General features: G+C 70.8%; 18 protein-coding genes. 15 read left to right on the forward strand and 3 right to left on the reverse strand.

What is annotated here, in order from left to right; all coding sequences use genetic code 11:
* Position 1: 1 nt before the first annotated feature.
* The 4 genes from AB0316_RS18220 (at position 2) to purU (ending at position 6,100) form a co-directional block, all read left to right on the forward strand.
* Positions 2-3,025 carry an FAD-dependent oxidoreductase gene (locus AB0316_RS18220; RefSeq protein ID WP_366274463.1) on the forward strand — a complete coding sequence of 1,008 codons (3,024 nt, stop codon included), beginning with the start codon at positions 2-4 and terminating at the stop codon, positions 3,023-3,025.
* Positions 3,018-3,728, forward strand: coding sequence for a sarcosine oxidase subunit gamma family protein (gene soxG, locus AB0316_RS18225; protein WP_366274464.1), 711 nt, complete (start codon positions 3,018-3,020; stop codon positions 3,726-3,728). Before AB0316_RS18220 ends, soxG begins: the two co-directional genes overlap by 8 nt.
* Positions 3,728-5,131, forward strand: a complete 1,404-nt coding sequence (locus tag AB0316_RS18230) for an L-serine ammonia-lyase (RefSeq protein WP_366274465.1) — start codon at positions 3,728-3,730, stop codon at positions 5,129-5,131. Before soxG ends, AB0316_RS18230 begins: the two co-directional genes overlap by 1 nt.
* An 87-nt stretch (positions 5,132-5,218) precedes the next feature.
* Entirely contained in the window at positions 5,219-6,100 is an 882-nt protein-coding gene (gene purU, locus AB0316_RS18235) for a formyltetrahydrofolate deformylase (RefSeq protein WP_366274466.1), read from the forward strand.
* Positions 6,101-6,178: 78 nt separating this feature from the next.
* Here purU and AB0316_RS18240 read toward each other — a convergent pair whose 3' ends face one another.
* Positions 6,179-7,153, reverse strand: coding sequence for a LacI family DNA-binding transcriptional regulator (locus tag AB0316_RS18240; protein ID WP_366274467.1), 975 nt, complete (start codon positions 7,151-7,153; stop codon positions 6,179-6,181).
* Positions 7,154-7,305: 152 nt separating this feature from the next.
* Here AB0316_RS18240 and AB0316_RS18245 point away from each other — a divergent pair, with 152 nt between their 5' ends.
* The 8 genes from AB0316_RS18245 (at position 7,306) to AB0316_RS18280 (ending at position 14,915) form a co-directional block, all read left to right on the forward strand.
* Positions 7,306-8,286, forward strand: a complete 981-nt coding sequence (locus AB0316_RS18245) for a substrate-binding domain-containing protein (protein ID WP_366274468.1) — start codon at positions 7,306-7,308, stop codon at positions 8,284-8,286.
* 157 nt (positions 8,287-8,443) lie between these two features.
* On the forward strand, positions 8,444-9,106 hold the full coding sequence (locus tag AB0316_RS18250; RefSeq protein ID WP_366274469.1) for an ATP-binding cassette domain-containing protein: 663 nt from the start codon (positions 8,444-8,446) through the stop codon (positions 9,104-9,106).
* A 7-nt stretch (positions 9,107-9,113) separates the two neighbouring features.
* On the forward strand, positions 9,114-10,106 hold the full coding sequence (locus tag AB0316_RS18255) for an ABC transporter permease (protein ID WP_366274470.1): 993 nt from the start codon (positions 9,114-9,116) through the stop codon (positions 10,104-10,106).
* Positions 10,103-11,146, forward strand: coding sequence for a phosphotriesterase-related protein (locus tag AB0316_RS18260; RefSeq protein ID WP_366274471.1), 1,044 nt, complete (start codon positions 10,103-10,105; stop codon positions 11,144-11,146). The genes AB0316_RS18255 and AB0316_RS18260 overlap by 4 nt, the downstream gene beginning before the upstream one ends.
* 1 nt (position 11,147) lies before the next feature.
* Complete coding sequence (locus AB0316_RS18265; protein ID WP_366274472.1) at positions 11,148-11,903, forward strand: glutamine amidotransferase; 756 nt, start codon at positions 11,148-11,150, stop codon at positions 11,901-11,903.
* Positions 11,900-12,850, forward strand: a complete 951-nt coding sequence (locus AB0316_RS18270) for a nucleoside hydrolase (protein ID WP_366274473.1) — start codon at positions 11,900-11,902, stop codon at positions 12,848-12,850. The genes AB0316_RS18265 and AB0316_RS18270 overlap by 4 nt, the downstream gene beginning before the upstream one ends.
* Positions 12,847-13,767, forward strand: a complete 921-nt coding sequence (locus AB0316_RS18275; protein WP_366274474.1) for a ribokinase — start codon at positions 12,847-12,849, stop codon at positions 13,765-13,767. Before AB0316_RS18270 ends, AB0316_RS18275 begins: the two co-directional genes overlap by 4 nt.
* 35 nt (positions 13,768-13,802) lie before the next feature.
* Positions 13,803-14,915 carry a M20 family metallopeptidase gene (locus tag AB0316_RS18280; protein ID WP_366274475.1) on the forward strand — a complete coding sequence of 371 codons (1,113 nt, stop codon included), beginning with the start codon at positions 13,803-13,805 and terminating at the stop codon, positions 14,913-14,915.
* A 6-nt stretch (positions 14,916-14,921) separates the two neighbouring features.
* On the opposite strand, the gene AB0316_RS18285 is transcribed toward AB0316_RS18280, so the two are convergent.
* Positions 14,922-15,257, reverse strand: coding sequence for a DUF6204 family protein (locus AB0316_RS18285; protein WP_366274476.1), 336 nt, complete (start codon positions 15,255-15,257; stop codon positions 14,922-14,924).
* Positions 15,258-15,484: 227 nt separating this feature from the next.
* Here AB0316_RS18285 and AB0316_RS18290 point away from each other — a divergent pair, with 227 nt between their 5' ends.
* Positions 15,485-17,989 (forward strand): SpoIIE family protein phosphatase, encoded by a 2,505-nt coding sequence (locus AB0316_RS18290; protein ID WP_366274477.1) that lies wholly within the window; start codon positions 15,485-15,487, stop codon positions 17,987-17,989.
* A gap of 49 nt (positions 17,990-18,038) precedes the next feature.
* Here the strand turns inward: AB0316_RS18290 and AB0316_RS18295 are convergent, their stop codons facing one another.
* Positions 18,039-19,637 carry an Hsp70 family protein gene (locus tag AB0316_RS18295; RefSeq protein WP_366274478.1) on the reverse strand — a complete coding sequence of 533 codons (1,599 nt, stop codon included), beginning with the start codon at positions 19,635-19,637 and terminating at the stop codon, positions 18,039-18,041.
* Positions 19,638-19,811: 174 nt separating this feature from the next.
* On the opposite strand from AB0316_RS18295, the gene AB0316_RS18300 reads away from it, so the two are divergent.
* Positions 19,812-21,884 (forward strand): transglycosylase domain-containing protein, encoded by a 2,073-nt coding sequence (locus AB0316_RS18300; RefSeq protein ID WP_366274479.1) that lies wholly within the window; start codon positions 19,812-19,814, stop codon positions 21,882-21,884.
* A 186-nt stretch (positions 21,885-22,070) separates the two neighbouring features.
* Positions 22,071-23,591, forward strand: a complete 1,521-nt coding sequence (locus AB0316_RS18305) for a CYTH and CHAD domain-containing protein (RefSeq protein WP_366274480.1) — start codon at positions 22,071-22,073, stop codon at positions 23,589-23,591.
* Positions 23,592-23,644 lie beyond the last annotated feature (53 nt).

The following is a 23,644-nucleotide window of genomic DNA, read 5'->3' on the forward strand; positions in this document are numbered from 1 at the left end:
CATGGGAGCCAACCAGCCCCAGCGCCTCGAGTCCGGCGGCACGATCGACCGGTCCACGCCGATCGAGGTCGTCGTCGACGGCACCCCGGTGACGGGCTTCGCCGGCGACACCGTCGCCTCGGCGCTCGTCGCGAACGGCCGGCTGCGCGTCGGTGACTCGATCTACCGGCGCCGCCCGCGCGGCATCCTGTCAGCCGGGGTCGAGGAGCCCAACGCCTTCGTCCTCGTCAAGGGCGAGCACGACGAGTCGATGCTGCCCGCCACCACGCTCGAGCTGGTCCCCGGCCTCGACCTGAAGCTGCTCGACGGCATCGGGGTGCTCGACCAGCGACCCGATCCCGCCGAGTACGACAAGATGCACGTCCACGCCGACGTGGCCGTCGTCGGTGCGGGGCCGGCCGGCCTGGCCGCGGCCCGTGAGGCCGCCGCCACCGGGGCCCGGGTCGTCCTCTTCGAGCAGGACTTCCGTCTCGGCGGCAGCCTGGTCTCCCAGCCGGACGCCCTCGTCGACGGTGAGCGGGCCGAGAGCTGGGTCGAGCACGTCGCGGCCGAGCTCGAGGCCGCTCCGGAGGTGACGGTCCTGACCCGGACAACTGCCTTCGGCAGCTACGACAACAACTATCTCATCGCAGTCGAGAAGCGTGCCGAGCACCTGACCGCTCAGGCCCGTGACGGGGTGTCCCGCCAGCGCGTGTGGCACGTCACCGCCCGTCAGGTCGTGCTGGCCACGGGAGCCTTCGAGCGCCCGATCGTCTTCGCCGACAACGACGTCCCCGGCGTCATGCTCGCCTCCGCGGTGTCCGCGTACATCGGCCGGTATGCCGCCGTGCCGGGTCGCGACGCCGTCGTCTTCACCACGAACGACTCGGGCTACGCCACCGCCCACGCGCTGCTCCAGGCCGGTGCCCGGGTGCAGGTCGTCGACGCCCGCGACGAGGGAGCGAGCGAGGCCGTCGCGGCCGCGGCTAGCGCCGCCGGCATCGCGGTCCGGACCGGCTCGGCCGTCATCGGCGTCGACGGTGAGGAAGCCGTCGAGGCCGTGTGGCTGGCTCAACTCGACGACGAGGGCAACCGCGTCGGCGCCCCCGAGCGGGTGGCCTGCGATCTCGTCGCGGTCTCCGGCGGGTGGACGCCCAACGTCAGCCTGCACAGCCAGCGTCAGGGCGCCCTGCACTGGGACGACGACCTCGCCGGCTTCGTGCCGACGGCTCCGGTCGCGGCACAGCACCTGGCCGGCGCCGTCCGTGGCACCTACTGGACCGAGGGCTGCCTCGTCGAGGGTGGCGCGGCCGGGCGTGCGGCGGCTGCGGCCGCGGGGTTCGAGCCCGACGACGACAGCGGCGCGAGCCCGCTCGACGTCGGTGCCGTCGACGAGGAGCGCGTGGCCCGTGCCGGGCGCACCCGCCAGCTGTGGCTCGTGGAGGGCCGCGACGGCAGCTACGCGACCCACTTCGTGGACCCGCAGCGCGACAACACCGCGGCCGACGTGCTGCGCGCCACCGGCGCCGGCATGCGCTCGGTGGAGCACGTCAAGCGCTACACCTCGATCAGCACGGGTGTCGACCAGGGCAAGATCGGGGCCGTCAACGCCATCGGCCTGCTCACCCGCGTGCTGACCGGTGACGACGCCCGCGCCATCCCGCCCGGACAGCCCGGCCAGGACGAGGGTGCGCTCGGCGCCGGGAGCCCGCGTGACGGCATACGCAATGCCGGTGCGGCGAACCCGACGCCGGGGACGATCGGCAACACGACGTTCCGCGCTCCGTTCACGCCCGTGGCGTTCGTGGCCCTCGCCGGACGCTCGCGCGGGGAGCTCTTCGACGCCGCACGCACGACGCCGATCCACCCCTGGCACGTCGAGCACGGCGCCCTCTTCGAGGACGTCGGCCAGTGGAAGCGGCCGTGGTACTACCCCCGCCCCGGCGAGGACATGGACGCCGCGGTCGCCCGAGAATGCCGGGCCGCCCGCGAGGGCGTCGCGTTCATGGACGCGACGACCCTGGGCAAGATCGAGATCCGCGGCGCCGACGCCGGCGAGTTCCTGAACCGCATCTACACCAACGCGTTCAAGACGCTTGGGGTCGGCAAGGCGCGCTACGGCGTCATGTGCAAGCCCGACGGCATGGTCTTCGACGACGGTGTCGTGCTGCGCCTCGAGGAGGACCGCTACTTCGCGACGACGACGACCGGCGGCGCGGCCCGGGTGCTCGAGTGGCTCGAGGAGTGGTCGCAGACCGAGTGGCCCGACCTCGACGTCGTCTGCACCTCGGTGACCGAGCAGTGGGCCACGATCGCCGTGGTCGGTCCGAAGTCGCGTGAGGTCATCGCCCGGATGGCGCCCGGCCTCGACGTGTCGAAGGAGGGCTTCGGCTTCATGGAGTTCCGGGAGACCGAGCTCGCCTCGGGCATCCCCGCCCGGATCTGCCGGATCACCTTCTCCGGTGAGCTCGCCTTCGAGATCAACGTGCCGACGTGGTACGGCCTCAAGGTGTGGGAGGACGTCGCCGAGGCCGGCGCCGACCTCGACATCACGCCCTACGGCACCGAGACGATGCACGTGCTCCGCGCCGAGAAGGCCTACCCGATCGTCGGTCAGGACACCGACGGGACGGTGGCGCCTCAGGACCTCGGGATGGACTGGATCGTCTCCAAGACGAAGGACTTCATCGGCAACCGCTCCTACTCGCGGGCCTCGCACCACGCCGAGGGACGCAAGCAGCTCGTCAGCGTGCTGCCCGTCGACCGGTCGCTGCGGCTCCCCGAGGGCGCCCAGCTCGTCGAACGCGACGCGCTCGGCGACTACACGGGGGAGGGCCTGCCCGGGAAGCCGATCCCCATGCTCGGCCACGTGACGTCGAGCTACCACTCCCAGGCGCTCGGCCGCTCGTTCGGCCTGGCGCTCGTCAAGGGCGGCCGTGACCGGATCGGCCAGACCCTCATCGCGTCCTTCTCCGGACGCTTCGCCGAGGTCGAGGTGGCCGACGCGGTGCTCTACGACTCGGAAGGAGCCAAGCGAGATGGCTGACAGCACACTGACCATGGACGAGCGCGACACGGAGGCCGGCGGTTCGCTGGGCGGAGGTTCCTCGATCGGCGGTTCCTCCCCCGGCGTCGCCGCGGCGCGGGCGCGGGTCCTCGCCCACCGGCGCAGTCCGGCCCACGACCTCGTGGACGAGATGCGTGCCGGCTCTGGGGAGGCGGTGCAGCTGCGCGAGGTGCCGTTCCTGACCCAGGTCGCGGTGCGCGCGTCGTCGGGCAGCCGCACGGCGCAGGCCCTCGGCGCCGCTCTCGGGCTCTCCCTCCCGACCCGGGCGGGCGAGGTCGCCGGCGCTGCGGACGGGAACGGGGTCGCCGTCCTGTGGCTCTCGCCGGACGAGATGCTCGCCGTCGGTCCCGACGAGGCCGACAGCGGCGTCTCCCCGGAGGTGTGGGTGGGCGAGCTGGCCGAGGCCGTGGCCGGCGAGCCGGGGCAGGTCGTGGACGTGTCCGCGAACCGCACGACCCTCGAGCTCTCCGGGCCGCGCGCGCTCTCGGTGCTGCAGAAGAGCTGCGAGCTCGACCTGCACCCCCGGGCCTTTGCGGTCGGACAGGCCGTCGCGACGCTCCTCGACTCGACCGGCGTCATCCTGTGGCGCACGGGCGAGGAGACCTGGCGGGTCCTGCCCCGGGCCTCGTTCGCCACCCACGTGGTGCGCTGGCTCCTCGACGGGATGCGCGAGTACCGCTGATGGCTCTCAGCGCCCTCGACCTGTTCTCCGTGGGGATCGGCCCGTCCTCCTCCCACACGGTCGGCCCGATGCGGGCAGCCCGGCGGTTCGCCGCCGGGCTGGCCGAGTCGGGGCTGCTCGACCGCACGGCGCGGGTCGAGGCCCAGCTCTACGGCTCGCTCGGGGCCACGGGCCACGGCCACGGGTCCGACCGTGCGGTCGTGCTGGGCCTGGAGGGTGAGGACCCCGAGACCGTCGACACCGCGCACGCCGTCGAGCGGGTCGAGGCGGTCCGTGCCGACCGCAAGATCGCCCTCAACGGCGATCACCGCATCGGCTTCGACCCGGACACCGACCTGGTCATGCACCGCCGCAAGGCGCTGCCCGCCCACCCGAACGGCATGACCTTCGAGGCCTTCGACGACACCGGCCGGTCACTGCGCGAGCGCACCTTCTACTCCGTCGGCGGCGGCTTCGTCGTCGACGAGCAGGCGGTCGGCGCCGACCGCGTCGTCGTCGACGAGACACCGGTGCCCCACCCCTTCACGACCGGGGCCGAGCTGCTGGCGCGCTGCCGGGAGTCGGGGCTGTCGATCGCCGGCGTCATGATGGCCAACGAGCGCTCGTGGCGGCCCGAGAGCGAGGTTCGCGCGCGGCTGCTGCACCTGTGGGACGTCATGCAGGAGTGCGTGGAGAGCGGCTGCACCCGCGCCGAGCAGACCCTGCCCGGCGGGCTCAAGGTGCGGCGGCGTGCGCCCGAGCTCCGCGAGCGGCTGCGCCAGCAGGAGGCCGACGCGCTGCGTCGTGAGGGGACTGGCGGCCGTGACCCGCTGTGGGCCATGGAGTGGGTCAACCTCTACGCGCTCGCGGTCAACGAGGAGAACGCCTCGGGCGGCCGCATCGTCACCGCGCCGACCAACGGGGCGGCCGGCGTCATCCCGGCTGTGCTGCACTTCTACACCCGCTTCGTCGACGGGGCTGACGACGACGGCGTCGTCGAGTTCCTCCTCACCGCGGCTGCCGTCGGCATCCTCTTCAAGCTCGGTGCCTCGATCTCGGGCGCCGAGGTGGGGTGCCAGGGCGAGGTCGGGTCGGCCTGCTCCATGGCCGCAGCCGGCCTGTGTGCCGTGCTCGGCGGCACCCCGGAGCAGGTCGAGAACGCCGCGGAGATCGGCATCGAGCACAACCTCGGACTCACCTGCGATCCGGTCGGGGGACTGGTGCAGATCCCGTGCATCGAGCGCAACGCGATCGCGTCGGTCAAGGCCGTCAACGCCGCCCGGCTCGCCCGGCAGGGCGACGGGGAGCACCGGGTGAGCCTGGACCAGGCCATCAAGACGATGCGCGAGACCGGCGCCGACATGAAGATCAAGTACAAGGAGACGTCGCGAGGTGGCCTCGCCGTCAACGTCATCGAGTGTTGAGGCGGCGTCACGACGCCGACTGTCGAGCTACGCACAGAGAGGTGCATCGGGATGAGCAGTGGGATGGGCAGTGGGATGAGCAGTGGGATGAGCACAGCGGGTCCATCGGCCGGGGCGGGCTACGTGCTGACGCTCGACTGCCCGGAGGCTCCGGGCCTCGTCCACGCCGTCACCGGCTTCCTGCTCGAGCACCACGGTGACATCCGCGAGCTCAAGCAGTTCGACGACAACCGGGGCGGCCACTTCTTCCTCCGGGTGCACTTCGCCATCGCCGAGGACCAGGAGGACCCTGGCGTTGACGCCCTCCGCGCGGCGTTCGCGGTCCTGGCGACACGGCATACGATGCGCTTCGAGCTGCGGGAGGCCTCGGCGAAGCGGCGGGTCCTCGTCATGGTCTCGAAGTTCGCGCACTGTCTCAACGACCTGCTCTTCCGGTCGCGGATCGGCGAGCTGCCGGCCGAGATCGTGGCGGTGGTCTCGAACCACCCCGACCACCGGGCGCTCGTGGAGTGGCACGGCATCCCGTTCTTCCACGTGCCGGTCACCGCCGCGACCAAACCCGGGGCGGAGGCGCGGCTGCTCGAGCTCGTCGACCGGTTCGAGGTCGAGCTCGTCGTGCTCGCGCGCTACATGCAGATCCTCAGCGACGACCTGACGACCCAGCTGACCGGCCGGGCGATCAACATCCACCACTCGTTCCTGCCGAGCTTCAAGGGTGCCAAGCCCTACCACCAGGCCTGGGAGCGCGGGGTCAAGACGGTCGGCGCGACGGCGCACTACGTCAGCAGCGAGCTCGACGAGGGGCCGATCATCTCGCAGCAGGTACGCGAGGTCGACCACTCCTTCGGGCCCGAGGACCTCGTCGCGGCCGGCCGCGACACCGAGTGCCGGGCACTGTCGAACGCCGTCAAGTGGCACTGCGAGGGCCGCGTCGTCCTCCATGGGAACCGCACCGTCGTCCTGCTCTGAGCAGACCACCATCGAGCAGCCGCCGGAACGACCGGCGGGTGGCGGGCCGGGATGGCCAGGGCGAGAAGGAGGCTCAGGTCATGGCTGGACCGGGCTGGACTCACCGACGACGAGCTCGGGTTGGATCCGTATGGTCTGCGAGATGGAGTCCGGGGCGTCCGAGATCAGGTCGAGGACCGTTCGGCCGATCTCCTCCACCGGTTGCCGGACGGTCGTGAGGCTTGGCTGCGCGAAGCGGGCAACGCCGATGCCGTCGAAGCCGATCACACGGAAGTGCTCGGGAACCCTGTACCCACGGTGATGCAGGCGGGCCATGACACCCAGGGCGATGATGTCGGCTGCGGCGACGATGGTTCCGCTGGTGTGGCCGTCCTCGAGGAGCAGATCAACCGCTTCCTGTCCCCAACCGAAGTCGAACTCGCCCAGGTAGGCAGGGCTGCCGGGGAAGTCGCGGTCGAAGTGCTCGTAGCGCTCGTGTCCGGTGGACGACACCGCGCGTGCACCGACGTAGATCACGGGCCCGTCGACCGTGGCGACGTTCTGCCTGACATGGTCCCCGATCAGCTCCATGCCGTACGCGTTGTCGCAGCCGACGAAGTGGACGTCGGCATCGACAACCTGGCGGTCCAGCTGAATCGTCCGCGTGGCCTGCGACGCGCGCCGCACGGAGTCCGCGCTGTCCGTCTCGTGACAGGGGATCATCACGATGGCATCGACCTGTCGACCGAGGAATGACTCCACCCCTCGGCGCTCGACCCCGAGGTCGCCGCACGTGCTGAAGACCAGCATGTCCGTCGTCGAGCCCTTGAACGCCGTGGAGAGGTGCTGAGCCAAGGATGAGAAGAACGGGTTGTCGAGGTCAGGGACGAGAAGGCCCACGGTGGACGTGCGGCCTTTGCGCAGTGCCCGACCCACGAGATTGACCTGGTAGCCGAGGTCAGCGGCCGCGCCGAGCACGGCCTCACGCAGGGACTCTGCGACGGGGCGCGACTCACTGATGACACGTGACACCGTGGCAACGGACACGCCGGCGCGTGCCGCCACGTCGGCCATCGTCACAGGACGAGTCGAGTTCTCTTGCCCGACAGGCGGATTGGCGACCGCATCGTCGTCGTTACGCAATTGTGACCTCACTGGTGGGGGCGATGCCTGTACCTTACTCGCATCTCGGTAATCGATTGCCGAAGCTCAATGAGGAGGCCAGCATGACAAAGATGTCTACGTCCCGAGCGCGTTCCCTGCTCGCGATCACCGGTATCGCTGCTCTTGCCGCGACGTCCGCCTGCAGCACCGGAAACGAGCCGGCGGCCGCAGGTGGGGCCGGTTCGAGCGCCAGTGCAGGTGGCAAGTGCGTCATCGGCATGACGCAGATCAACCAGACCGCGGCGTTCTTCACCCAGATGAACGAGGGCGCGCAGGAAGCGGCCAAGGCGATCGGCTGCGACCTCACCATCGCCAACGCCAACAACGACTCGTCGAAGCAGAACAGTGACATCGAGAACTTCGTCACGCAGAACGTCACCGGCCTGATCGTCGTGGCGATCGATGTCAACGGCGTTGTCCCCGCGGTCAAGGCGGCGCGCGAGCGAGGCATCAAGGTCGTCGCGATCGACGCCAAGCTCGCCGAAGGGACGGTGGACACGTTCGTTGGCGTGGACAACGAGAAGGCGGGCAACGAGGCCGCCAAGTGGATGATCGACAAGGGCCTGGTCAAGGGCAAGAAGTACGGCGTCGTCGATGCCAAGAACTCCTTCATCCAGAACCAGCGTGAAGACAGCTTCCGCAAGGCCATCGACACGGCCGGAGCGACCTACACGCAGAGCGTCAGCGGCGACAACGTCCAGGAGAAGGCAGCCACCGCGGCGCAGAACCTCGTCACGGCCCAACCAGGCCTCGACTTCGTCTACACCACGGGCGAGCCGGCGACTGTCGGAGCCGTCAGCGCTCTGGGCAGCAACAGCAGCACGAAGATCGTCGGCTGGGACCTGACCCGCGAGGTGATCTCCGGGATCGACAGTGGCGCCGTGACGGCCGTGATCCAGCAGGACCCCAAGACAGAGGGCAAGGAGGCCGTCAAGGAGATCAAGGCCGTCCTCGGTGGGGCTTCCGCCAAGGGCTTCATCGACGTGCCGATCACGATCGTCACCAAGGCGAACGTCGACCCGTACCGCAAGGTCTTCCCCTGATCGGCGGCCCGGACATGTCACGCACAGCAGGAGAGAAGGACCGTCCTCGATGAGCACCAGCCCAGTTACTACCCCAGGGAGCGCGCACGGCACTCCTCCACGTGTCGAGATGCGTGGCATCCGCAAGTCATACGGTGCTCTGGACGTGCTGAGGGGCGTGGACCTCTCCATTGCGCGCGGGGAGGTCATCGGCCTCGTCGGAGACAACGGCGCCGGCAAGTCGACCCTGATGAAGATGCTCGCCGGCGCGGAGACACCAGACCGAGGCGAGATCCTCGTCGACGGGCTCGCGATGACAGGGACGGGTCCCCGAGCGGCGCGAGCCCACGGCATCGAGATGGTGTACCAGGACCTGGCGCTGTGCGACCACCTCGACGTCACGGCCAACCTGTTCCTCGGGCGGGAGCAGTACCACCCCGTCACCCGACGGCTCGACACCGACCGGATGCACGACGAGGCCGCTGAGGAGCTGAAGAAGCTCCACATCCGCATCACCAACACCCGACAGGACGTGGGCAACATGTCCGGCGGGCAGCGGCAGGCGATCGCCATCGCTCGCGCGGTGACCTTCGACCCGAAGGTCCTCGTGCTCGACGAGCCGACGGCGGCACTCGCCGCCAAGGAGGTCGAGATGGTCCTGCAGCTCATCAAGGACGTCTCGGCCCGAGGCGTCTCCGTGGTTCTCATCACTCACCGGTTGCAGGACCTCTTCGAAGTGGCCGACCGCTTCGTCGTGCTCTACGAGGGCACCATCCACCAGCAGCTCGACCCGGCGAAGACCGACCTCGGCGGTCTCGTCACCGCGATGATGGGAAAGTGACACGTCCGTGACCACGATCACCAAGACCGCCCGGCTGTCCCGTGGCGCCCGCACCGAGTTCATCGGTCGACACTTCGGAGTGCTGTCCATCTCCGTCGTCTTCGCGGTGCTGTTCCTCTTCTTCAGCGCCCGCGCCGACGCGTTCCTGACCGGTGAGAACCTCGTCAACATCGCTCGGCAGATCGCCCCCACAGTGGTGGTCGCCATGGGCATGACCTACGTGATCACGACCGGTGCGATCGACCTGTCGGTCGGATCCATCGTGGGTCTGACCGCGTCGGCGCTCGCGATCTTCGCCAAGTCCGGGAACCCGATCGTCGCGCTGCTCCTGACCCTGCTCATCGGCGGAGTCATCGGCGCGATCAACGGCGCCCTCACCGCATACGGCCGGCTGCAGTCGTTCATCGTGACGCTGGCGGCGCTCACCGCGGTGCGCGGTATCGCGCTGCTCATCACGCAGGGCTACAGCACCCCGATCGACTCGACGGTCCTGCTGCCCATCGGGAACGGCAAGCTGCTGGGCCTCTACACCCCGACGTGGATCGCGATCGCGATCGTCGTCATCGCCTGGTACGTCTTCACGCGCACGCGCTTCGGGCGCTACGTGACGGCGGTTGGCTCGAACGCCGAGTCGTTGCGGCGTTCCGGCGTGGACATCCGACGAATCCAGATGGCGGTGCTCGTCATCACCGGGATCCTCGCGGCAGGTGCCGGCATCATCACGGCCACCAGGCTCGGCAGTGGCTCGTCCAACTCCGGCACCGCGTTCGAGCTCGAGGTCATCACCGCTGTCGTGCTCGGCGGCACCAGCCTGATGGGTGGACGTGGTTCGATCCTCGGGTCCGCGATCGGCGCACTCACGCTCGGCATCATCAGCAACGGTCTCGTCCTGCTCAAGGTCGACGTCTACTGGGTGCCGATCGTCCAGGGCATCATCCTCATCGTCGCCATCTTCCTCAACAGCAAGCTCTTCGGTCGACTCGTGAGGTCACGCCGATGACGACGGTCATGACCGTCACCGGCCCGGTGGATGCGGCCGACCTCGGCACGACGCTCACCCACGAGCACATCGTCAACGACGTCACGTCGTGGTGGCAGCCCACCTGCTCCACCGGCTGGGATCCAGAGCAGTTCGCCGAGCATCCCGTGACGATGGACATCGTCTGGGACCTCAAGCAGGACCCCTTCGGCAACCGGGACAACTGCCGCCTCGACGACGAGGAGCTCGCCGTCGCCGAGGTCGGACGGTTCGCCGGCCTCGGCGGCTCGACGATCATCGACGCGACCGGCCTGGGGATCGGCCGTGACCTGCCACTGCTGCGCCGCGTCAGTGAGCGCACCGGAGTGCGAGTCGTCGCCGGCACCGGCTACTACCTCGACGGCGCCATGCCCCAGCAGGTCAAGGGGCTGTCGCCGGAGGCCATCGCAGAGCACATCGTGGAGGACGTGAGCGAGGGAGTCGACGGGATCCGGCCGGGCATCATCGGTGAGATCGGGGTGAGTGCCGACTTCACGCCGGCGGAGCGGGCAAGCCTCGAGGGTGCGCTGCGCGCACAGCGGGAACTGGGTCTGCCCGTCGAGGTGCACCTGCCGGGATGGTTCCGTCGCGGCGGAGAGGTGCTGGACCTCGCAGAACGCCACGGCGTCGACCCCGCAGCGGTCGTGCTCTGCCACATGGGCCCGTCCGGTGACGACCTCGACTACCAGATGGAGCTGCTCCGACGGGGCGCCTGGGTGCAGTACGACATGATCGGCATGGAGGTCTTCTATGCCGACCAGGGCGTGCAGTGCCCCTCCGACGAGGAGAACGCGCAATGGCTCTGCCGCCTCGCCGAGGCAGGCCATCTCTCGCGACTGCTGATCTCCCAGGACATCTTCGTCAAGTCGCTGCTGCGCCACTACGGCGGACCGGGCTATGGCCACATCCTGCAGTACTTCGTCCCGCGGCTACGCCGCCTCGGCATGACCGCTGCCGACATCGACCACTTGCTGATCACCAACCCCCGCACTCTTTTCGAGACCGCACAGAAGGAGAACTGACATGGCGCGCGTGCTGCTCGCCGGCGAGAGCTGGATTTCGCAGTCGACCCACTACAAGGGGTTCGACAGCTTCTCGTCGACCACGTTCGAGACGGGGGCGGACGCCTTCATCGAGGCCGCCCGCTCCCAAGGCATCGAGGTCGACCAGATGTACGCCCACGACGTGCCTGACCGCTTCCCGCGCACCGTCGAGGCCCTGTCGGCGTACGACGTCGTCGTCCTCTCCGACATCGGCTACAACTCGTTCGTCCTGCCGAATTCCGTGTGGTTGCGCGGCGAGCGCACCGAGAACGCCCTCGTCTCCCTCGTCGAGTGGACCCGCGCCGGCGGTGGGCTCATGATGGCCGGCGGCTATCTGAGCTTCCAGGGCTTCCAGGCTCGCGCCAACTTCGCGCGCAGCCCCATCGCCGAGGTGCTCCCGGTCGACATGCTGACGAGCGACGACCGTGCGGAGACGCCCCAGGGCGCCGTATGCCGCGTGGTTGCGCGCGAGCACGAGATCGCAGCAGCGTGGCCGGGGGAGGCCCCGCAGCTGCTGGGATACAACGTCGTGACCGCCAAGCCGGACGCGCAGGTTGTCGCCACCGTGGACGACGACGTGCTGATCGCCACGCGGGAGTTCGGGCAGGGTCGGTCGCTCGTGTGGACATCCGACATCGGTCCGCACTGGTGCCCCACGGAGTTCCTCGAGTGGGAGGGCTTCGCTCCGCTCGTGGGATCCATGCTGCGCTGGCTCGGTGCGGGGCGCGCATCGTGACGTCTGCGCGCCCCCTGGTCATCGACTGCGACCCCGGGCACGACGACGCGGTGGCCCTGTTGCTTGCGGTCGGGTCGCCGCAGATCGATCTCCGGGCGGTCACCACGACCTTCGGGAACTGCTCCGTCGACGATGCCACGCGCAACGCGGTCCAGATCCTCACCTTGGCCGGCGTCACCGACGTGCCGGTGGCGCGTGGAGCGGCCGGCGCGCTGGACGGGGTGTCCACGCTGGGCAACTACGTGCACGGGGCCAGCGGGCTGGACGGTCCTGCGATGCCCGATCCAGCGTTCGAGGTGGCGCAGGAGGGGGCGGTGGAGCTGCTCCGGCGTGTCATCGAGTCGAGTGACGAGCCGGTGACGGTGGCAGCCACTGGACCGATCACCAACGTGGCCCAGCTCCTGCTCGACCACGCTCAGGTCAAGGACGGCATCGCGGAGATCATCTTCATGGGTGGTTCCACGGAGCGCGGGAACCACACGCCCACCGCTGAGTTCAACACGTTCGCAGATCCCGAAGCCCTCGACGTCGTCCTGCGGAGTGGGTTGCCGGTCCGGATGGTGGGCCTCAACCTCACGCACCAGGCCCTCGCCACGCCTGAAGTGGTCAGGCGGATGGCCGCCATGGATCACACGGTGGGTCAGACGTCGGCGGCGTGGATGGGCTTCTTCGGCGACTCCTACAACAAGGTGTGGGAGTTCGACGCGCCGCCTGTGCACGACCCGTGCACCATTGCTGCCCTGATCGATCCCGATGTCATTTCGTGGCGTGAGGCGTTCGTGGCGGTGGAGCTGGACGGTAGGTGGACGCGAGGGACGACGGTCGTGGACCTCCACCACCGGTATGCAGAGGAACGTCCCAACTGCCAGGTCGCCATGACCCTCGACGCCGGCCGCTACTGGGATCTCGTCATCGAAGCGATCGACCGAGTCGGACGCCGCCCGTGAGCCTCATCAGCGTCGTCGGGTCACTCAACGTCGACGTCAGCTACCGGGTCAGGATGATGCCGGTTCCCGGCGAGACCGTCCTGGCCGTCGACCGGGCCCGCTCCTTCGGCGGCAAGGGAGGCAACCAGGCCGTGGCGGCCGCTGCGCTCGGTGCCGAGGTCCAGTTCGTCGGAGCGGTAGGTCAGGACGAGCAGGGACTGAGCTATCTCCAGCACCTGAGCGGTCTCGATGTCGATGTCGCCGGGGTGGCGCAGCTCGAGGGAAGCGACACGGGAACGGCCATGATCCTCGTGGACGACTCGGGTGAGAACCTCATCGTGGTCGAGCCCGGGGCCAACGCGCTGCTGGATGGGCTCTGGGTGCGACACGTGCTCTCGGGCACCTCCGCGAAAGTGGTGCTCGCGCAGCTCGAAGTCCCTGTGGCAGCACTTGAAGCGGCTGCTGCCGTCATCGCCGGCGACGCGGTCCTGGTGCTCAACCCGGCACCGATGCCTCCCGACGGGAGGGTTCTGGAGAACCTGTTGCGCCGCGTCGACGTGCTCGTCCCCAACCGCAAGGAGCTGGGGCAGCTGGCCGGTGAGGAGGAGCCGCGCACCCTGGCGCAGGTGAGGGAGTGCCTGGACAGCCTCGCGTTCGAGGGTTCGGTTGTCGTGACTCTCGGTTCTGACGGGGCCATGGTGCGTGAGCCGGGCAGCGACCCGGAGCACCTCCCGGCGCTACGGGTCGAACCGGTCGACACGACAGGGGCCGGAGACGCCTTCTGCGGTGCGCTCGCGTTCGGGATAGCTCGAGGACGTACCTTGCGGGAGAGCGTCGAGAGCGCCATCGAGGTCGCCGGGCGGAGCACGCTGCACCGTGGTGCCCAGCCCGACCCCGCGGCACATCCCCCTGGCTCAGCGGACGCCAGGTCGCTGTGACCCGTCTGGAACAGGCGCGAGACACGCTCGCGTGGATGGTCGCCCACCGGCGACACCTGCACCAGCACCCCGAGGTGGGTCTCGATCTTCCGGAGACGCACGACTACGTCGCGCGCGTCCTCCGTGACCTCGGCCTGGATGTCGAGGCGCACGCCGCGGGCGGGCTCAGCGCTCGAATCGCCGGCAGCGCTCCGGACGGCGTCACCGCGGTCCTGCGTGCAGACATGGATGCGCTTCCTGTGACCGAGCGGGCCGTCGTGCCCTACCCGTCGCTCAACGAGGGGGCCATGCACGCGTGTGGGCACGACCTGCACATGTCCATGTTGCTGGGAGCGGCGAAGGTGCTCACCAAGACGCCGCCTTGCAGGGACACCGTCCTCGTCTTCCAGCCGGGGGAGGAGTCGGATCGAGGGGCCCTGGCCGTCCTCGAGCACGCGAACCTGCGCCTCAGCGGCAAGGCCCAGGCCTTCGCGGTGCACGTCCACGCCACGGCGCCTCCGGGACAGGTTCTCTGGCGACCCGATGTCTTCATGGCCTACGGAGACTGGTTCACGATCGAGCTGCGCGGCCCAGGAGGTCACGCGAGCCAACCTCACCTCGTCGGGAACCCGGTGGAAGCGGCGGCTGAGATCACAGCATCCCTCAGGCGCGCCGTCGCAGAGCTCTCGGAGGCCGACGCCGTGGTCGCAACGGTGACCGAGAGCCGGATCGGCAACACCGTCAATGTGATCCCCGCCTACGGTCGCCTTCGCGGCACTCTGCGCAGTCTCAGCCCCCGATCACGGGCGGCCCTGATGGAGCGTCTGGATGGCATCGTCTCCGGAGTCGTCGACAGGCATGGCCTGAGCGGGGACGTGACGATCCACGAGGGGTATCCCGCGGTCGTCAACGACTCGGCATTCACGAGCCGTCTCATCTCGCGGCTGAGCGAGGCCGACATCTCCGCGAGCGTGACGAGGATGTCGGCGCCGTCGATGGTCATCGAGGACTTCGCCTATTTCCTCCATCGCTGGCCGGGGGCGATGGTGTATCTCGGCGCGCAGGGGCCCGGCAACACCTCCTTCAACCACTCCGACGACGTGGTCTACGACGAGACCGCGATGGCCGTCGGTGCCGCCCTTCACCTGCTGGTCGCCGACGGCGTCTGAGGCTCCTCAGCGGCGGCGGGGCTTGACGTCCTGCAGGCAGACAGCCGAGACGCTGAGCGGCTGGTGCGTGATGCCGCGGCTGTCGAGGAAGTCGGCCGCACGCAGCTCGCCCTCGGCCGGCGCGATCTCGTCCGCTTCGGCTGCCGATCCCTCCTGGAGCTCGAGCAGGTAGCGCAGGGTGAAGCGGGTCAGGCTGGAGGTGTAGGTGAAGGAGCCCTCCGAAGTGAAAGCCGAGACGAGTACGTCGTGGTCGGCCTGCTCGCGGCGGAGCTGGGCCGCAAGCTCCGGGCTCAGCCCAGCGAACTGACCGGCCACCTGGACGCGGTAGGTGCGTGTCGTCATCGGTCTGCTCCTTCGGAATCGTCGACGAGAACGTAGCGCCGTCGCGTGGGACCGGCATGCCATTTTTCGGCGAGCGAACCCGGCGGCCGCACACCGTCGGCCGCAGACCCGTCGAGCGTTCGTGTCCATTCCGAGGACGACACCGGCCGGGTGCGCGACCCTTGTTCCCACTGGCCACGCCGAGGGCCACGGTCGTTCCTGCTGCTGCCCGGGTGGGGGAGGTGTCGGTGGTTTCCATCCACGAGAACGGCCCACGCTTGGGCGCCGAGCTCATCGGTGAGCTGCTGGCCGAGCTGCCGGCAGCGGTGGCCTACCTGAGCGGTCCGGAGCACCGGTTCGAGCTCACCAACGACGCCTTCCGGCGCCTCGTCGGGGGACGGCTGGTGGAGGGCGCGACCATCCGCGAGGCGCTGCCGGAGCTGGAGCGACAGGGCTACGTCGAGCTGCTGGACCGCGTGCTGCGCACCGGCGAGGCACAGCACGCCGATGAGTCCCGACTCCTGGTGACCGACCCCGGCGGGAGGGCCCTCGAGCGGTTCGTCGACCTCGTCTGCCAGCCGGTGCGCGACCAGGGCGGCGTGCCCGGCGGAGTGCTGGTGCAGGCCGCCGACGTCAGTGAGCACGTGCACGACCGGCAGCGGCTCGAGCAGCTCGCGCAGCAGGTGGCCGAGGAGCAGGAGCGCTACCAGAGCCTGTTCCGGACGATGGTGCAGGGCGTGGTCTACCACGGTGCGGACGGGAGGATCATCGCCGCCAACCCCGCGGCGGGGGAGATGCTCGGTGTCGACCCCGAGCGGCTCGTGGGTCTGGGCCCGGAGGACGAGCAGTGGAATGCCGTCCGGGAAGACGGCTTCCCGTTCGCCGGTGACGAGCACCCGGCGGCGGTGGCGCTGCGCACCGGCACCACCGTGCGCGGGCAGGTCATGGGCGTCCGGCACGGCAGGACGGGTGAGCGTCGCTGGCTGTCCGTGACCGCCGTGCCGGACAGCTTCGGCCCCGATGGGCGGCCGCGGCGCGTCTACGCGATGTTCGAGGACGTCACCCTGCAGCGGCACACCGCCGCTGCCCTCCAGGAACGGGACAGGCTCATCGGCCGCCTGCGCGACGCGGATGTCCTCGGCATCGTGCTGGCCGACGAGAGCCGGATCCTCGACGCCAACGGGGCCTTCCTGCGGATGCTCGGCTACACCACGGATGACCTGGCGGCCGGTCGCATCCGGTGGCCCGAGATGACGCCGCCCGAGTGGGCGCCGCTCGACGCCGCCGCACTGGAGCAGCTGCGGTCGACCGGGTCGTGCCGTCCCTTCGAAAAGGAGTACCTCCACGTCGACGGGCACCGGGTGCCCATCCTGCTCGGGGCCGCCGTGATCGGGCACGAGCCGCTGCAGTGGATCACCTTCATCCTCGACCAGTCCGAGCGGCACGCGGCCGAGGCCGAACGGGCGCGGCTGCGGTCGGCCGCCGAAGGCGCCCGGGCCCAGGCGCAGCAGGTCGAGGAGCGGCTGGGGCTGCTGCTCCGTGCCGGCGCGGTGGTGGCCGCCACGCACGACCCACGTCAGATGCTTCAGCAGTCGGTAGGTCTCATCGTGCCCGTCATCGGTGACTTCGTGGCCGTCCTGCTGCCCGACCGGTCCGGGCGGTTGACCGTCGCGGCAGCCGACCACGTGGCCCCCGAGCGTCGCAGCCTCGTCGAGGCGGTGGATCGGCCGAACTCGTCCCGACCGGGTCGCGGATGGACGCTGGAGACGGCGTTCACCGCCACCGGCGCCCAGCTGCTGCGGCCGGGACGTGCCGCCCGCAGCGGCTGGGCGGCCTCCGGGACGGGACTGGCCACGGCGATGGAGCAGCTGTCGGCCAACAGCCTCGTCACCGTCCCCCTGGTCACGCACACCAGGCGGGCGGGGCTGCTGATCGTGGGCCGCAGCGGCGACCGCACGCCGTTCGGTGCCTCCGACGTCCAGGTCGTCGAGGAGCTGGGACGGCGGCTCGGCGCAGGACTGGCCAACCTCGAGGAGTTCGCCCGGGACCACAGCGTCGCCCAGACCCTCCAGCGGGCGGTGCTGCCGGAGGCGCTCCCGGCGCTGGCGGGACTCGACCTCGCCCTGCGCTACCTGCCGGCCACCGAGGGGACGCAGGTGGGCGGTGACTGGTACGACGCGTTCCTCGTCGACGACGACCGGCTCGCGCTCGTCATCGGTGACGTCGTCGGCCACGACCTGGGGTCCGCCTCGGCCATGGGCCAGGTGCGCAACGCGCTCCGCGCCTACGCCGTCGACGACTCGGACCCCGGCAGCGTGCTGGAACGGACCGACCGGGCGGTGCGGCGCCTGCTGCCGGACACGCTGGCCACGGTGTTCTACGGCCGGCTCGAGCTGGCGACCGGGCGGCTGGCGTACGCGTCCGCGGGCCACCCGCCCCCCGTCCTGGTCGACGGTGGTGCGCCCGAGCTGCTGGACGCCGCCGGGGGCCTGCTGCTGGGAGCGGTCGCGTCGGCACGCTACGCGACGGCCGAGCGCGCGCTGGCGCGCCCGTGCGGCCTGCTGCTCTACAGCGACGGCCTGATCGAGAGCCGTGGCCGCTCGCTCGACGAAGGGCTGACGGCCCTGACGGACGCCCTCGCGGAGGCGGCGACCGGCACGGCCGACGAGCTGTGCGCCGTCGCAGAGCGAGGGCTGCTGGATGCTCCCGAGCGCGCCGACGACGTCTGCATGCTCGCCGTCCGGCTGACCTGACCGGCACACCGGGACGACGAGGCCGCCGCGCCGTCGGCGGCGGTCCGGCTCAGGCGCGGAACACGTGCTCCTGCCGGTAGCCGGTCGTCAGGTCGGTCAGCGACAGCTCGATGATGCCGGCCGGGTCGACGGTGTAGCGCTCCTCGAGCAGGGGCCCGGCCTCCCTGCGAACGATGGGCACCGTGGCCAGGTGCGACCCGTCGGTGCCACCACCGGAGCGCCCGTCACGGGCCTGCAGCTCGGGGTCGAACGGGAAGACGATCTCGGCCACCGGTGCGAGGTCGCCCCGCGGCTCGCCCTGGTCGTCGACCGAGGAGTACTCCACGAAGCGGAACCAGCCGATGTTGTGGGCCGCCCGGTAGCGGCGGGTCACCACCACCGGCTCGGCGGAGGCCGGCTCGCCGAGCGCGTCTGCCGTCGGGAGCGACCGGTCGAGCACCGGGTCGAACGACACGGCGGCCCCCGCCTCGCGCTCCCGGAAGACGCCGAAGCCGCGGGAGAGCCGGTCGCGCAGCGAGAACCCAACGTCGGGGTCGGCGGCGATCGCGAGCCCGACGGCAGTGGACGCGCTCGGCATGGGTGACCGATGCACCCGGCGCCCGAAGCGTGACCGCAGCAGCCGGGGGACCAGCGGCAGCCCGCTCGCGCCGCCGACGATGTAGATGCCGGCCACGCCCTGCAGCTCATCGACGTCGTCCTCGGGCGATCCCAGCGACTGCACGAGCGGCTCCATCGCCTCGGTGGTCGCCGCCACGAGCGGCGTCACCGCGGCGTAGAAGTCGTCGACGGGCACCGTCACGGCGGTGCCGGATCCGGTGCCGGTCTCACCGTCGCCACCGGGGACCTCGACGACGACGCGGCGCGACTGCGGCCCGATGCGCTCCTTGGCCTCGCGGCAGTCGTCGAGCAGCTCGTCCCAGGCGTCGTCGGCCAGGGCGGTGCGCGAGCGGCCGGCCAGCTGCAGGGCGGTGGTGGCCAGCGCCTCGTCGAAGTCGTCGCCGCCGAGCCGGTTGACGCCGAACGAGTCGAGCACCTCGTGCCGGGTGCCGGACAGCCGCAGGAGCGACGCGTCGAAGGTCCCGCCGCCGAGGTCGTAGACGATGACGAGGTCGCGCCGCGAGGTGATCGAGCGGGCCTGGCGGTGCGCGAACTCGAAGCTGGCCGCCGAGGGCTCGTTGACCAGGCCCGCGACCTCGAAGCCGGCGCGTCGGCACGCCTCCAGCGTGAGGAACCGCTGGGCGCTCCCGGCCTGCGCCGGCACGCCGAGCACGGCGCGGGGCGCGGCCGTCCCGTCGAGCCGGCCCTCCACGGCGGACGAGGACCGCAGGGCCTCGAGCACGGCGGCGAAGTGGCCGGTCAGCACGTCGAAGAGGGGCACCTCGCGCTCCCCGATGCGCATGGGCGTGTCCGGACTCACCCGAGGCTCGGCCAGCAGGCGCTTGAAGGAGCGGACGGACGGCATACCGCGTCGGGCGGCCTCGAGCGCCGCGAAGCCGTAGACCAGCGTGCCCCCGTCGTCCGCGACGACGGAGGGGACGTGGTCGTGGGCGTCGCCCTGCTCGTCGAGGAACGCCACCACCGGGTAGTTGCCCCGGTCGGCGTGGGCGACCACCGTGTGCGTCGTGCCGAAGTCCAGGCCGAGATCCATGCCCCAAGGCTAGGTCGCCGGAGCCGGCCATGACGTCGTGGCCGTATGCCGGAGCGTGCACGGCGTGACCGCGCCCCGGACACCTCCGGGTGCCTCTAGGGCCCCCGGCGGGTTTCACAGCCGGACTCGGCGAAGTTCCAGCGGGCGCGCAGAGAGCGTGCCTACCGTCGAGACATGGCCCGCGCTCGTGGACGTGGACGGGGACTGCACCGGCTGGTGCCGCTCCTCGTCGCCTTCCTGGTCGCCGCCACCGTCCTCGGTGTGCTGGCGGCCGGGCTCTCGGTGCCCTCCGTGGCGGCGCTCGGCGCGCTGACGTCGGCCGGCGACGAGGCGTTCATGTCGCTGCCCTCCTCGTTCACGGTCAAGCAGCTGCCGGAGGGCTCACGCATCCTCGCCGCCGACGGCACGGTCATCGCCACCCCGGAGGAGGAGGACCGCAAGGTCGTCAGGCTCAGCCAAGTGGCCCCGATCATGCGGCAGGCTCAGGTCGCCATCGAGGACAGCCGCTTCTACACCCACGGGGCGATCGACCTCACCGGCCTCACACGTGCCGTCATCCAGGACGTGCGCACGGGCACGGCCAGCGAGGGCGCCTCGACCCTGACCCAGCAGTTCGTCAAGCTCACCCTGCAGGCCCAGGCGCTGCGCGAGGGCAAGAACGCCGCCGCCGAGGCCGCCGTCGCCAAGACCCTGCCCCGCAAGCTGACCGAGCTGCGCTATGCCACAGGCCTCGAGCGCACGTGGAGCAAGGACGAGATCCTGCAGGGCTACCTCAACCTCGCCTACTACGGCGACGGCGCCTACGGGGTGGAGGCGGCCGCCCGGCACTACTTCGGGGTCCACGCCAGCGCCCTGACGCTGCCCGAGGCGGCCCTGCTCGCCGGCCTGGTGCAGAGCCCGAGCACGACCGACCCGGTGCACCACCCGAAGGAGGCGACGGCCCGCCGCAACGTCGTGCTCGGCCGCATGCACGAGCTCGGACTCATCACCACCGCTCAGATGCGTGCGGCCGTGCGCCACCCGGTGACGGCCGACCTGAACGTGACCTATCCACGCGCCACCTGCCCCGCGTCGCCCTACCCCTACTTCTGCTCCTTCATCATCAACTGGCTCGAGGACCAGCCCGCGCTCGGGCCCACCCGGCAGGCCAGGCGCGACCTGCTCTTCCGCGGCGGCCTCACGGTCCAGACCACCCTCGACCCGGCCGTCGAGAAGGACGCGAACAAGGCCCTGCGCGCCGTCGCGCCGGAGAACAACGGGCTGGGAGTCGCGGCCGCGGCCTACGTCACGCAGCCGGGCACCGGCAACCTGCTCGCGCTCGGACAGGACACGGCATACGGCACCTCGGCGAGCGCGGGGCAGACCGAGGTGAACTACGCGGTCGACACGGCCTACGGGGGGTCCCGCGGCTTCCAGTTCGGATCGACGGCAAAGGCGTTCTCGCTCGTGACGGCCATGGAGCAGGGGCTGGGCACCCACGCCTCCATCGACGCGCCGGCCGCCGGACCGAGCCAGGCCGCGACCTTCAGCCGCAGCCAGTTCCCCCAGCCGTGCGGCCTCTACAACGCGTGGCACGTCTACAACGACACGGCCTGGGGCGGTGGGACCATGCCGCTGATGGAGGCGACCGCCCAGTCCACCAACACCGCCTTCGTGGCCCTCGCCAGCAAGATCGGCGTCTGCGCGATCCACAAGACGATGACCGCGTTCGGGATGCACGACGCCAGCGGTGCCCCCATCGGCACCTTCCCGCCCCAGGTCGTGCTCGGCGCCCAGCAGGTCTCGCCGCAGACCCTCGCCAACGCGTATGCCGCCCTGGCAGCCGGCGGCGTGCTCTGCCGGACGCGGCCGGTCACGAGCATCACGCAGGGCAGCAAGGTGATCCTGGCCTCTCAGCCGTCGTGCCACCGGGTGGCCGACGCCGGCTCTGTGAGTCAGGCGACGCAGTACCTGATGTACAACATGACCCACGGCTCCGGCATCCTCAACCAGCTCAAGGGACGGCCCTCGGCCGGCAAGACCGGGACCGCGGACGGCAACGCGCAGTCGTGGTTCGTCGGCTACACGCCGCAGCTGACGACCGCGGTCTGGGTCGGCAACCCGGTCGACCAGACGCGCCGGATGTTCAACGTCTCCATGGCCGGCAAGAGCTGCACCGCCATGACCGGCGCCTGCTACGCGGCCCCGATCTGGCGGCGCATCATGACCGCCGCGCTCGCCGGCGAGCCGGCCGTCCCCATGCCGTGAGGTGGGGAAGACCTGCGTCGCTCAGAAGGTCTCGGTGACCTTGCGCAGGCCGCGCGGGCGGTCCGGGTCGACGCCGGCGGTGCCGACTCTGGCGGCGCCTCGGCACGAAGCGCCTGCGGTGGCACGAACCTGAAGTCGGGCTCGAACTCGGGCCCGGGCACGGGCTGCGTGAGCGAGGATCAGCACATGGGCGCCTCACACCACGACGAGACGGAACGCAAGTACGACGTCGACGCGGCCACCGTCTTCCCGAACCTCGCCGAGGCCGACGGCGTTCACGCCGTCGGCAAGCCCCTGGAGCACCGGCTCGAGGCGGTCTACTTCGACACCCCCGACCTCGACCTGGTGCGCAGTGGCGTGACGCTCCGGTGCCGCACCGGCGGCACGGATGCCGGGTGGCACCTCAAGCTACCGGCCGGGACGGACACCCGGACGGAGCTGCGCGAGCCGTTGGGCGGCGAGGAGGCCGCAGTTCCCGAGAGCTTGGTCCTGCGGGTGCGCCCGCTGACCCGGGGCCGGGCCCTGCAGCCGGTCGCCACCATCGAGACGAGGCGCCGCGAGTATCCCCTCCACGACGTCGGGGGCGCCGTCATGGCGCTCGTCGCGGACGACAGCGTCCACGCCGAGCGCCTCGGCGGGGACCGGGAGGAGCTGGTGTGGCGCGAGTGGGAGGTCGAGCTCGTCGCGGGCACCGCCCACCTGCTGGACGTCGTGGAGCGCCGACTCCTGGAGGCCGGCGCCACCGTGGCCACAATCGGTTCCAAGCTCGCGCGCGTGCTGGGCGAGCTGCCCGAGAGCGCGGGCTCGACCGCGCCACCCGGCAAGGAGGCCAGCGTCGAGCGGCTGCTGGCCGCGCAGCTGCGCAAGCACCTGGACCGGCTCCTCGAGCAGGACGCCGGTGTCCGGGCGGAGCGCACGGAGGCGGTGCACCGGGTCCGCATCGCCGCCCGGCGGCTGCGTTCGGTGCTCACCACCTTCCGTCCGCTGCTCGACACGACCGTCACCGACCCGGTGCGCGAGGAGCTGCGCTGGCTCGGTGAGGAGTTCGCGCGGGCGAGGGACGCGCAGGTGCTGCGCGACCACCTGGGTGCGGTGCTCGCCGCCGAGCCCCCGGAGCTGGTGGTGGGCGCGGTCGAGGTGCGCCTCGACGAGGAGCTCGGTGCGGCATACGTCAGTGGCCGGGAGGCTGCGGTCCGTGCGCTCGACAGCGAGCGTTACGTGCGGCTCCTGGGCTCGCTCGAGCAGCTCAGCACGTCGCCCCCGCTGCGCTCCGACGGCGACCGCCCCGCGAGGAAGGTCATGCCCGGCCTGCTGGCCCGGGACGTCAAGAGGCTGCGGCGCGCGGTGCGCGCCATCGAGGCGGCGGCTGCCCCGACCGACCGCGACCCGGCCTTCCACGAGGCGCGCAAGAAGGCCAAGCGGCTGCGGTATGCCGCCGAGTCGGCCGTCCCGGTGCTCGGCAAGCGCGCCCGCTCGCTCGCTGCGGACACCAAGAAGATCCAGGAGATCCTCGGGATCCACCAGGACACGGTGGTGGCGCGCCAGCGGCTGCGCGAGTACGGCATGCAGGCCCACCTCGACGGGCAGAACGCGTTCACCTTCGGACGGCTGCACGCCCTGGAGCAGGCGCGTGCCGAGCAGGCCGAGGCCGACTTCGAGCGCCAGTGGCGCACGTTCCGCAAGAAGCAGGTCCGCCGCTGGGTGTGACGGCCGGCACGACGGGCAGGACTGGCACGACAGGCGCGATCGGGAGGGCTGGG

Source organism: Terrabacter sp. NPDC080008 (genome assembly GCF_040702505.1).
GTDB lineage: Bacteria > Actinomycetota > Actinomycetes > Actinomycetales > Dermatophilaceae > Terrabacter.